The organism is Micromonospora palythoicola, from assembly GCF_036689795.1.
In the GTDB taxonomy this organism is placed as follows: Bacteria; Actinomycetota; Actinomycetes; order Mycobacteriales; family Micromonosporaceae; genus Micromonospora; species Micromonospora palythoicola.
Window position 1 is genome coordinate 1 of record NZ_JBAGKI010000105.1, and the last position, 11,115, is coordinate 11,115.

An 11,115-nucleotide genomic window follows, 5' to 3' on the forward strand; every position below is an offset into this window, starting at 1 on the left:
ATCCCGCTTGCGGTGCTGCGCTCATCTGCTCCCCATCGGCTGTCGCGGCGGGGCGGTCGCACCGCCGCGGGCGGACGCCGGGGAGCGTGCCGTCAGCGCCGCTCCTCCAGCTGCTTGCAGGTCACGCAGAGGGTGGCGGACGGGAACGCGGCCAGCCGCTCCACCGGGATGGGGTTGCCGCATCGCTCGCACCAGCCGTAGCCACCCTCGTCGAGGCGCTCGAGAGCGCGCTCGACCTGCGTGATCCGTTCCAGGATGCTGTTGGCGAGGGAGATCTCCTGCTCCCGCTCGAACGTCTTGGTCCCGGTGTCGGCCTGGTCGTCCCCGGCCGAGTCGGTGAGGCGGTCGCGCTGCAGCTCGGTGATCTCGCTCAGCGTCTGATCGTACTCGGCACGCAGTTCCTCGTGCCGGGCCGCCAACGCGGCTCGGATCTTCTCGGTCTCCGCGGCGCTGCGGGCGGACTTCGCCGCCGGCTTGCGGCCTGCGGTCCTGGTGTCGGCTGGCTTGGCCATCGTCGCTCCCTCGGCCACGGAGCCGCGGTTGGTCCGCGACGCCTCGACAGGGGCCGCCGGCATCGGCCGCCCCAGGTACAAAACGGGCGCGCGGCGACGGGGCCGCGCACTCCGGAGGTTGGCAAGGATACGGAACGTAAAGGCGTCCGACAACGTGCCGCACCGCAACGCCCGATCCACCCCGGCAACTGCCAATTCGGGGCAAAGGGAACGCTAGCAGATGACCGCCACTCACCCGGCCGGTTCCGGGCCGTCGCGCAGCCGGCTCAGCCGGTCGACCAGATCCGGCCCGGTCGGCGTGACCAGGAAGAGCTTGTCTCTGCTCGCCGCGCCGGTGCGCAGGGACACGGCGGCCGGCCGGATGCCGAGCGCGGCGGCCAACGCCCGCCGGGCCGCCTCGGTGGCCCGGCCGTCAGCCGCCGGGGGATGCACCGCGATCACCAGAGCGGGCCCGTGCGGGCCGTCGAAGCGGCCACCCACCCGGGCCCGGGAGGAGCCCGGCTTCACCCGCACGGCGATGGTGAGCGCGTCGTCCATCGGACCCGGCTCAGCGGCGTTCGGAATCCGCCAGCAACACCGCGTCCGGCGTGCAGTGGGCGCAGGGGGTGAAGCCGAGTTCGACGGCTTCCGCGACAGGCAGCGGCTCGTGCTCCCGGCCGACCAGGTGCGGGCACTCGGCGAGGTGGTACCGCGGCCGACCGTCGACGACCCGCACCTCGTCCACCAGGCGGGCGATACGAGCCGCCTGCGCAGCGGTGGTCTCCTCGGCCGCTGGTTCGTCGTCGTACCCGTCGGCGACGCGCGACCGCTCGCGTGGCTCGGTCACCGGCGAGCCGGGTGGTTGCCGCCACCCGGCATCGCCGGTGTCCACGTCTGCCGAGGTCTGCTGGGTCGGAATGCTCGGCTCCCGGCCGTCACCGTCGAGACGCGCCGAGCCAGCCGGCGTGCCGCTGGGAACCGTGGCCCGGCCGGCCGCCTGGCGGGCGCCGGCGACGAGTGCCACGGCGGCCAGCAGGCTGGCCCCGATCGACACGACGAGCAGCAGGCTGGATCCACCGGCCAGGCCGAAGACCAGCAGCACCACCGCGACGAGGATGAGCGCGAGACTGATGACTATCATGGCTCACCCTCGCCGTGTCGTACCGATGAGGCGGGGCAGGTGATCGCCGCGCTGGCGGCAGTCACCGACCCGGTTCAGCGACCGGCCTCGAGCGCGCCGGAGCGACCCCCGCCGTACGACCCGGCGAGACCGGCCGCAGCCAGCCCGTTGCCGGCGGCCCGGGCACCCTCGCCGCGGGTCATCTCGGCCTCCAGGCCCTGACCACGACCGTCGAGGTCACGCAGCTGGCTCTCCAGGTACGCCTTGAGCCGGGTGCGGTACTCCCGCTCGAACTGCTTGAGCTCCTCGATGTGCTTCTGCAACGCGGTGCGCTTGGCGTCCAGGCCGCCCATGGCCTCCTGGTGCCGCTGCCGGGCGTCGCGCTCCAGCGCGTCGGCCTTGGCACGGGCCTCGCGGGTGACCTCCTCGGCCTTGGAGCGGGCCTCGGAGAGCAGCTGGTCGGCCTCGCGGCGCGCGTCGGACACGTGGTCGTCGGCGGTGCGCTGGGCCATCATGAGCACGCGCAGCGCCTGCTGCTCGCCGTCCGGGCCGGCCACGGCGCCGCCGACACCGACGGAGCGGACCTGCTCCAGCTCGGCCTGCATGGCGCGGGCGGCCTGCTCGGCGGCGGCCTTGTCGCGCTGCACCCGGTCGAGCTGGGCCTTGACGTCGTTCAGCTCGGCCGCCAGGCGGGCGTCGCCGCCGGGGCCGGCCGGGGCACCGCCCCGCCCACCGCGCTCCACCTGGGCGCGCAGTTCGTTGTTCTCCTCGATCAGACGGGCGAGTTCGCGCTCGACCTCGTCCAGGAAGGCGTCGACCTCCTCCTCGTCGTAGCCCCGCTTGCCGATCGGCGGCTTCTTGAAGGCGACGTTGTGGACGTCGGCCGGGGTCAGCGGCATCGAAACTCCTCGGGTCAGTTGCGGCCGCGATAGCGCGTCGGTCATCAGGCGGTCCTGATGATCGCCGGCTCTAACACAAACCTCATCAGCACGAACAGGATAACCAGGAGCACAAGGGAGGCCAGGTCGATGCTCACGGTACCAATTCGCAGCGGAGGGATCACACGCCTCAACGCCCGGAGTGGGGGATCAGTGACGCTCCACACGGATTCCAGTCCGGCTGACGCTCCCCGACCGGGCTGCCAGCGACGGCCGTACTGCAACACCGCGCTCAGTACGAAACGGGCCAGAAGAACGATCAGGAAGACATACGTGGTCAGGTAGAGGACCTGTAGCAAGATCGACAACACGGCAGGCGGCGTCCCTCGGGTCGGGCGGGTCAACTCAGGCTGAAGAACCCGCCCTCAGCGATCTTGGCCTTGTCCTCCGCGGTGACCTGGACATTGGCCGGTGAGAGCAGGAACACCCGGTTGGTCACGCGCTCGATCGTACCGCGCAGCCCGAAGGCCAACCCGGCGGCGAAGTCCACCAGACGGCGGGCATCCGCCTCATCCATCTCGGTGAGGTTGATGATCACCGGCACCCCGTCGCGGAAGTGCTCGCCGATCGTGCGCGCCTCGCGGTACGTGGTGGGGTGCAGCGTGGTGATCTGGTAACGCTGCTCCTCCTCCGGCACCAGCGCACGCTCACGCGGCGGCACCTGCGGCGCGAGGGCGAGATTGTCCCGGGTGTGGTAGGTCAGCGCGCCGGACGGTTCGCCGGTGGACCGGGTGATCGACCGGACGCTGGACCGCTCGGTGCGCTCCGGACGCTCGGACTCCAGCTGCTCGGCCTCGCCCAGCCGGGCCGACCGCTCGCTCAGCCGGCCACGCTCACCCAGCCGCGGCCGAGGCGCCGGCGGCTCCTCCGGCTCCTCCTCCTCGTCGGCGAACTCCTCGGTGTACCGGCTCTGCCGGTAGCGCGACTCCCGGTAGCCACCCTTGTCGTAGCCACCGTCGTCGTAGGCCCGCTCGTCGTCCTCTTCGACCAGTCCGAGCCAGACCCCCGCCTTGCGCAGTGCACCCATCCCCGCGCCCTTCCCGTCCGCCGTGCGGCACACGCCCCCGCCGTGTCGCCTGTCGCGAGTGGACCATCCTGCCCACCGGACCGGAACGGCAATCCCCCGACGCGCAATTCGCGTTGCACGTCACGCCCCCGTCGCCGGGAAGGCCGTTCCCACAAACAACACTGATGTAATTTGCTTCCCTCGCGGCCAGGCTACCGCAGCGTGGGACGCATTCCGAGCAACGCGCTGCCGACGCGGACATGTGTCGCGCCGTGTCCGATCGCCACTTCCAGGTCACCACTCATGCCGGCGGACAGCTCCGTCGCCTGCGGATGGTCCGCCCGCACCAGCGCCGCCACCGTCGCCAGCCGGGCGAAGGCCCGCTCGGGCTCCCAGCCCAGCGGTGCCACCGCCATCAGGCCGGCCAGCCGCAATCCGCCGGCCGCGGCCACCGCCTCGGTGACCGCGCCGAGGCCGAGATCGGGATCGACCGAGTCCGGCACGGCACCACCCCGCGCCGCGTCACCGTCGATGCTCACCTGCACCAACACGTCCAGCGGCCGGTCCCGGCCGAGGGCGGTGACGCCGGCGTCCAACGCGGACGCCAACCGGACGCTGTCGACGGACTGGACCACGTCCGCGTACCGCAGCACCGACTTGACCTTGTTGCGCTGCAACCGGCCGACGAAGTGCCAGCGCGGAGTGAGCCCGGCGGCGGCGACCTGCGCCGCCTTGCCCGCCGCCTCCTGGTCGCGGTTCTCCCCCACGTCGGTCACGCCGAGGCCGACCAACGTCATCACATCGTCGGCGGGGTAGGTCTTGGTCACCGCGATCATTGTCACCTCGGCCCGGTCGCGGCCCGCGGCCGCGCAGGCGTCGGCGATGCGGGAGCGGACGCGGGCGAGCCCGGCGGCGAGCTCCGCGCGCCGGTCGGCTCTCACCGGGGCATGGCTGTCGGTCATCGGCGGTGTTCAGGACCCGTTCTTCAGGAAGTCGGGCACGTCCACGTCGTCGAAGAGCACCCGACGCGGCGACTGCGGCGTGGCCGGAGGCGTCGGCGACGGCACGATCGGCGTGCTCGGCGGGGCGGACTGGTTCTGGTTCGACTTACGGGGTGCCTCGGCCGCCTTGTACGCCGGAGTACCCCCGTCGAAGCCCGCCGCGATCACGGTGACCCGCACCTCGTCGCCGAGCGCGTCGTCGATGACCGCGCCGAAGATGATGTTCGCGTCCGGGTGCGCCGCGTCGGTGACCAGCTGGGCCGCGTCGTTGATCTCGAACAGACCGAGATCGGAACCACCGGCGATGGAGAGCAGCACGCCACGCGCGCCGTCCATGCTCTGCTCCAGCAACGGGCTGGAGATGGCGGCCTCGGCGGCCTCGACCGCGCGGTTCTCGCCCCGGGCGCTACCGATGCCCATCAGCGCGCTACCCGCGCCGCTCATCACGCTCTTGACGTCGGCGAAGTCCAGGTTGATCAGACCCGGCGTGGTGATCAGGTCGGTGATGCCCTGGACACCGGAGAGCAGCACCTGGTCCGCCGTGCGGAAGGCGTCCATCATGCTGATGTTGCGGTCGCCCAGTGCCAGCAGCCGGTCGTTGGGAATGACGATCAAGGTGTCGCACTGGTTACGCAGCTCGTCGATGCCGGCCTCGGCCTGCACCTGACGGCGCTTGCCCTCGAAGGAGAAGGGGCGGGTGACCACACCGATGGTCAGCGCACCCAGCTTGCGGGCGATGTTCGCCACCACGGGCGCGCCACCGGTGCCGGTACCGCCACCCTCACCGCAGGTGACGAAGACCATGTCGGCGCCCTTGAGGACCTCCTCGATCTCGTCGCGATGGTCCTCGGCGGCGTTCTTGCCGACGTCCGGGTTGGCGCCGGCGCCCAGTCCCCGGGTCAGTTCGCGGCCGACGTCGAGCTTGACGTCGGCGTCGCTCATCAGCAGCGCCTGCGCGTCCGTGTTGATCGCGATGAACTCGACGCCCTTGAGCCCAACCTCGATCATCCGGTTGACGGCGTTGACGCCGCCACCCCCGATGCCGACGACCTTGATGACCGCCAGGTAGTTGTGCGGAGGTGTCATCTCCGGTCCTTTCCCTTCGAGATTGGCTACTCCCCGACCGGCTACGGCCTGGCCGGACCGACGGTCGACGCAGCTACCACCACCGAGGTCGAGAGGTAAACCCTCACCCTCTACTAGAGGGTTAGAGTTATGTCAACCACTGATCCCCTTCGGGGCAACGTAAGCGCAGCCGAGCGATGAGCCAAGGACCTTTCCGGCGTGTCGCCGGGGTAGCGAGACGGCTCACCACTGACCGGTGGCTCACCGGAAGGTGACCACATCCGGCGCGCTCACGTCGATCCGGGCCGCGTCCTGGTCGAGCAGGGCGGTGGCCACCCGCGCCTTGTCCGCGCCACGGGTCGCGTCACCCCAGAACACCGTGCGATCGTCGTGCAGCCGCAGACTGATCCGGGCCAACCCCTCGACCCTGACCTCGACCAGTTGGTCGAGCAGCTCCGGAGTGAGCACACCGAGCACGTCGAGCCCGGCCCGGGTGTCCGGGTCGTCCGGACCGGGCGCGGCCACCCGCACCAGTGGCAGGCCGTCCGAGCGCTGCGGAACCGTCCGGAACACCACCCCGGCGGCGTCGATGACCGCGAACCGCTCCCCGCGCGGCACCACCGCCACCCCCGTGCGCTCGGTCAGCCGTACCACCAACGCGTCCGGCCAGTCCCGGGTGACGGTGACCCGTTCCACCGGCGGCAGCGCACCGATCCGGCCGGCCAACGCGGCCAGGTCCACCCGCGCCAGCGGGGCACCGTCCGGCACCCCCGCCGCGTCCCGCACCTGCACCGCCGTCACCAGCTCGGCGCCCTCCACCCGCACCTCGCGTACCCCGAACAGGCCGGTGCCCAGCAGCGTCCACGCCACCAGTCCGGCCACCGCGACCACGCCACCGGCCACCGCCCAGGGCAGCGCCGCGCGCATCCGGCGCTGCCGGGCCCGGGCCATGAACCGTCGGGTGGAGGCGGGTACCGCATCGCTACCCGCGCGTACCAGCTGCCACCGGCGCACCGGGCGACGCCCCGCGGCACCGTCCACACCGGTGCCGCGACCGCGGGCCGGCCCGGGACTCATTCCGCGACGGGCGCCGCGCCGTCCACCCCGACGGCTCCGGGCACGCTGCCCCCGATGCTCGTCGACCCGCCGGCCACCCCACCGGCGACGGTGCCGGTCAGCGCCGACGCACCGGCGGTACGCGCCGCCAACGCGGCGAGCAGCTCGTCACCCATCAGTGAGATCGGTGGCGCGCCCATCGTCACCACCACGTCGCCGGGTCGGGCCCGCCGGGCCACCTCGGCCGGCGCCGACTCCCAGGTGTCGACGAAGACCTTCCGCTCCGCCGGTAGCGACACCGCCTCGACAAGCGCGGTCGACCCCTCGCCGGGGCCACGCTCCTCGCCCGGCCCGAAGACCTCCAGCAGCACCAGTTCGTCGGCGATCGCCAGCGCCTCGGCGATCTCCGCCTGCAACTGCCGGGTGCGGTAGAGCCGGTAGGGCTGGAAGACGACGATCAGCCGACCGTCACCGGCCACCTCGCGCAACGTCCGCAGCGCCAACGTCATCGAGGTCGGGTGGTAGGCGTACTCGTCGTAGACCAGCACCCCGTCGACGTCACCCTTGCGCTCGAAGCGGCGACGCACGCCCGGGAAGGCCGCCAGCGCGGCCTCCGCCGCCGGCAACGGCAACTCCAGCAGGTACGCGGCCAGCACCGCCGAGGCACTGTTGAGCCCCATGTGCCGGCCCGGCACCGGCAACCGGAACTCGCCCAACGGGCGACCGTCGATGTGGGCGAGGTAGCGCACCCCCCGCGCCGAGGAGGCCATGTCGGTCAGTCGCAGGTCGGCGTCCTCGGCCTCCCCGTAGGTGTACACCCGACGCCCCTCCGCGCGCAGCGTCGCGGCCAGCCGCCGACCACCCGCGTCGTCGGCGCAGGTGATGACGAAGCCGTCCGGGTCGGTGAGCCGGGCGAACTCGGCGAAGGTGGCCTCCAGGTTGGCCAGGTCGCCGTAGGTGTTCAGGTGGTCCGCCTCGATGTTCGTCACGATCGAGACGAACGGGCGGTAGATGAGGAAGGAGCGGTCGCTCTCGTCGGCCTCCACCACGAAGTACTCGCCGGTGCCGTGGTGCGCCCCCGACCCCACCTCGGAGATCTCCCCACCGATCACGAAGGAGGGATCGACCCCGGCCTGCTGGAGCACCATGGTGACCATCGAGGTGGTGGTGGTCTTGCCGTGGGTACCGGCGACGGCCACCGTGCGGCGACCGGTCATCGCGGCCGCGAGGGCCTCCGAGCGGTGCAGCACCCGCAGCCCGCGGCGGCGCGCCTCGACCATCTCCAGGTGGTCCGCGGGGATCGCCGAGGAGTACACGACCGTGTCCACGCCGTCGAGATTGGCCGTCTCGTGGGTCATGTGGATCGTCCCGCCGAGCGCCCGCAGGCCGGCCAACGACGGCCACTCCCGCAGTTCGCTGCCCGAGACCGGCAGGCCCCGGGTCAGGAAGAGCCGGGCCAGCCCGCTCATCCCCACGCCACCCACGCCGATCAGGTGGATGTGGCCGAGATCCTCGGCGGTCAGCGCGCCCGCCGGGCTGAACGTGGTCATCGGGATACCGCCTCGTAGACGAAGTTGAGCAGGGCCTCGTCGCCGTCGCGCCGCCCGTAGGCCGCCGCGGCGGTACCCATCGCGTGCAGCCGCTGCGGGTCGCGGATCAGCGGGATCACCGTACGTTCGAGCCAGTCCGGCGTCACCTCGGCGTCGTCGACGAGCAGACCGCCACCGGCCTCGACCACCGGCAACGCGTTGCGCTTCTGCTCCTGGTTGCTGTGCGGATATGGCACGTAGATGGTGGGCAGCCCGATCGCGGCGACCTCGGCGCAGGTCATCGCCCCGCCCCGGCCGAGCATCAGGTCCGCCGCCGCGTACCCGGCGTCCATGTCGGACAGGTACGGCAGCGTCACGTACGGCACCGGCAGGTCGGTCGGGACCGACACCGGCTCGTTGCGGGCACCGATCACGTGCAGCACCTGGACGCCGTTGCGGGCCAACTCCTTCGCCGCCCCGGAGACCGCGAGGTTGATCGACCGGGCGCCCTGCGAGCCGCCGGCGACGAAGAGCACCGGCAGGTCGGGACGGAGCCCGAAGTGGGCCCGCGCGGCGTTGCGCATCGCCGCCCGGTCCAGCCCGGCGATGCTACGCCGCAGCGGCACGCCGACCACCCGGGCGTCGCGCAGCGACTCCGCCTGCGCCGGCTGGTGCGGGAAGCCGACCGCGACGTGCTTGGTGAACTTCATCCCCAGCCGGTTGGCCACCCCCGGAGGCACGTTCACCTCGTGGATCACGATGGGCAGCTCCCGCCGCCAGGCGGCCAGGTAGGCCGGCACCGAGACGTACCCGCCGAAGCCGACCACCACGTCGGCGCGTACCTCGTCGATGACCTTGCCCGCCGCGCGGGCCGCGGTCCACATCCGGCCCGGGGTACGGACCAGGTTCATGTTGATCGAGCGGGGCAGCTGGTAGGCCGGGATGTTCCGCAGGTCGTACCCGGCCGGCGGAATCAGCTCGTTCTCCAGGCCCTTCGGTGTGCCGAGGCAGGTTATCCGGACGCCGGGGTCGTGCCGGCGCAGGCAGTCGGCGAAGGCGAGCAACGGGTAGATGTGCCCCCCGGTGCCACCTCCTGCGAGCACCACCGAACGCAGCGGACCCATCAACGTCTCCTCTCGTTCGCCGACCCGCTGCGACCCCGGGTGTCCCGGGCGCCACGCGACGCGGCCTGGTCGTCCCTACGCCGCTTGCGCGCCTGGGGCACGGAGCCCCGGGCGGTCGACGGCGGCGCCGCGCGGCGCCGCCGGCCGGGAAGCGGCGGCAACGGTGCCCACACTAGTCGGACCCACCGGGCCGGCGGACGGGCATGCAGGGCCCGGGCCGCATCCGGTTCCGCCCGGGCGAACGAGGCCAGCATGCCGACCGCCGCGAGGGTCACCACCAGGGCGCTGCCGCCGTCGGAGATGAAGGGCAGCGGTACGCCGGTCAGCGGCAGCAGCCCGATCACGCCGCCGATGTTGATGAACGCCTGCCCGACGAGCCAGGCGGTGGCGCCGGCCGCGGCCAGTCGCCGGAACGGGTCGTCGACCCGGCGGGCGATGCGCAGACCGGTGTAGCCGAGGACGGCGAACAGGGTGACGATCACGGCGCAGCCGACCACGCCCAACTCCTCGGCGATCACCGCGAAGATGAAGTCGTTCTCCGCCGCCGGCAGCCAGGCCCACTTGGTCCGCCCCTGGCCCAGTCCGGTGCCGAACCAGCCCCCGTTGGCGATGGCGTAGCGGGCCTGGACCATCTGGTAGCAGAGTTCCTCCTTGCAGCCGTCCAGCGGCGGCGGGTTGAAGAAGACGGTGAGCCGGGCCAGCCGGTAGTTCTCCTCGCCCCGTACGCCGGAACCGGCGCCGAGGGAGGCCACCGCGACCAGCAGGCCGATGCCGAGCAGCCCGATCGCGCTGAGCGCGGCGAAGACCCGCAGTCGCACCCCGGCGGCCCAGAGCAGCCCCACCACCAGGGCGAGCAGGCAGAGCATGCTGCCCAGGTCGTTGTAGCCGACCAGCACGAACAGCAGCCCCACCACCGGGAACAGCGGCGTGGCCAGCTCCCGCCACCAGCCCAGCGCCGCCCCCTTGCGGGCGAGCACGTGCGCGCCCCACAGCACCAGCGCGAACTTCGCCAGCTCCGAGGGTTGCAGGCTGATCCCGCCGATGTACAGCCACAGCAGCTCAGCCTCCAGCGGGCCGATCTTCGCGTCGCCGTCGGTCAGCCGTCCGTACGCCACCAACAGGTTCAGCAGGATCAGCAGCCCCACCGCGACTGCCAGGGTCGGCCGACCCAACGACCGGTAGGTGCTGGCCGGCAGGCGCTGGCAGGCCCAGAACGCCACGATGCCGATCACCGCGAAGATCGCCTGCTTGGTCAGCGACGCCGAGGCGTTGCCGTCCTGGGCGTAGTCCCGCACGCTGGTGGCCGAGAAGACCATCGTGAGGCCGATCAGCAGCAGCAACCCGGCACTGGCCAGCAGCAGGTGGTAGGAGGCCAGCGGCCTCGACAGCAGGCCCCGCAGTGCGGCCAACGATCCCAGCGCGTCCAGCCCACGCCACGGCCCCTCGGCGTCGCCGCCCGTCACCGTGCCACCGGCCCGCACCGCACCGGTCCCACTGGAGCCTGCGGCCCGTCCGGCGGCCGCGGTCACCGACACCTCCGGACGCGCCGGGCTGCTGGCCGGGCTCCGACCCACCGTCACGTCGTCTCCTCGTGCCTCCCCCACAGCGTCATCATCGCCGCTACCGGCACCCGTCCGGGGCGGTACGCCCCGGTCGGCGTGTCGCACTTGCGCCGACCACCCTCCGCAGTCCCGCCAACACTCGCCCCCACCGCGTTGATCAAGAAGTTTGGGTCGGGGTCCGGCGGATCGGCGACCCACAAAGATTGGGACACACGGCGAGGCG

General features: G+C 72.2%; 12 protein-coding genes. All 12 read right to left on the reverse strand.

All coding sequences use genetic code 11. The features are described from left to right. Positions 1 to 92: 92 nt before the first annotated feature. The gene (locus V5O40_RS26900; RefSeq protein WP_332908059.1) at positions 93 to 512 is read right to left on the reverse strand and encodes a TraR/DksA family transcriptional regulator; all 420 of its coding nucleotides are present in this window, start codon (positions 510 to 512) and stop codon (positions 93 to 95) included. Positions 513 to 743: 231 nt separating this feature from the next. Continuing rightward, positions 744 to 1,049 carry a DUF167 domain-containing protein gene (locus tag V5O40_RS26905; RefSeq protein WP_332908060.1) on the reverse strand — a complete coding sequence of 102 codons (306 nt, stop codon included), beginning with the start codon at positions 1,047 to 1,049 and terminating at the stop codon, positions 744 to 746. 10 nt (positions 1,050 to 1,059) lie between these two features. Then, complete coding sequence (locus tag V5O40_RS26910) at positions 1,060 to 1,632, reverse strand: hypothetical protein (RefSeq protein WP_332908061.1); 573 nt, start codon at positions 1,630 to 1,632, stop codon at positions 1,060 to 1,062. A gap of 74 nt (positions 1,633 to 1,706) precedes the next feature. After that, a complete protein-coding gene (locus tag V5O40_RS26915) occupies positions 1,707 to 2,510 on the reverse strand; it encodes a DivIVA domain-containing protein (RefSeq protein WP_093401139.1) in 804 nt (267 codons plus the stop codon). A gap of 44 nt (positions 2,511 to 2,554) precedes the next feature. Then, positions 2,555 to 2,860 carry a YggT family protein gene (locus tag V5O40_RS26920; RefSeq protein ID WP_093401140.1) on the reverse strand — a complete coding sequence of 102 codons (306 nt, stop codon included), beginning with the start codon at positions 2,858 to 2,860 and terminating at the stop codon, positions 2,555 to 2,557. Between the two features lie 29 nt (positions 2,861 to 2,889). Next, positions 2,890 to 3,576 carry a cell division protein SepF gene (locus V5O40_RS26925; RefSeq protein WP_332908062.1) on the reverse strand — a complete coding sequence of 229 codons (687 nt, stop codon included), beginning with the start codon at positions 3,574 to 3,576 and terminating at the stop codon, positions 2,890 to 2,892. A gap of 191 nt (positions 3,577 to 3,767) precedes the next feature. Continuing rightward, positions 3,768 to 4,517, reverse strand: coding sequence for a YggS family pyridoxal phosphate-dependent enzyme (locus V5O40_RS26930; protein WP_332908063.1), 750 nt, complete (start codon positions 4,515 to 4,517; stop codon positions 3,768 to 3,770). A gap of 9 nt (positions 4,518 to 4,526) precedes the next feature. After that, positions 4,527 to 5,642, reverse strand: a complete 1,116-nt coding sequence (ftsZ, locus tag V5O40_RS26935) for a cell division protein FtsZ (protein ID WP_164449185.1) — start codon at positions 5,640 to 5,642, stop codon at positions 4,527 to 4,529. 240 nt (positions 5,643 to 5,882) lie between these two features. Next, entirely contained in the window at positions 5,883 to 6,662 is a 780-nt protein-coding gene (locus tag V5O40_RS26940; RefSeq protein ID WP_332908065.1) for a cell division protein FtsQ/DivIB, read from the reverse strand. Between the two features lie 32 nt (positions 6,663 to 6,694). Beyond that, positions 6,695 to 8,227: a UDP-N-acetylmuramate--L-alanine ligase gene (gene murC / locus V5O40_RS26945; protein WP_332908064.1), complete on the reverse strand. Its 1,533-nt coding sequence runs from the start codon at positions 8,225 to 8,227 to the stop codon at positions 6,695 to 6,697. Next, the gene (gene murG / locus V5O40_RS26950) at positions 8,224 to 9,330 is read right to left on the reverse strand and encodes an undecaprenyldiphospho-muramoylpentapeptide beta-N-acetylglucosaminyltransferase (protein WP_269737473.1); all 1,107 of its coding nucleotides are present in this window, start codon (positions 9,328 to 9,330) and stop codon (positions 8,224 to 8,226) included. The genes murC and murG overlap by 4 nt, the downstream gene beginning before the upstream one ends. After that, positions 9,330 to 10,739, reverse strand: coding sequence for a putative peptidoglycan glycosyltransferase FtsW (locus V5O40_RS26955; protein WP_332908066.1), 1,410 nt, complete (start codon positions 10,737 to 10,739; stop codon positions 9,330 to 9,332). Before V5O40_RS26955 ends, murG begins: the two co-directional genes overlap by 1 nt. Positions 10,740 to 11,115: the final 376 nt, after the last annotated feature.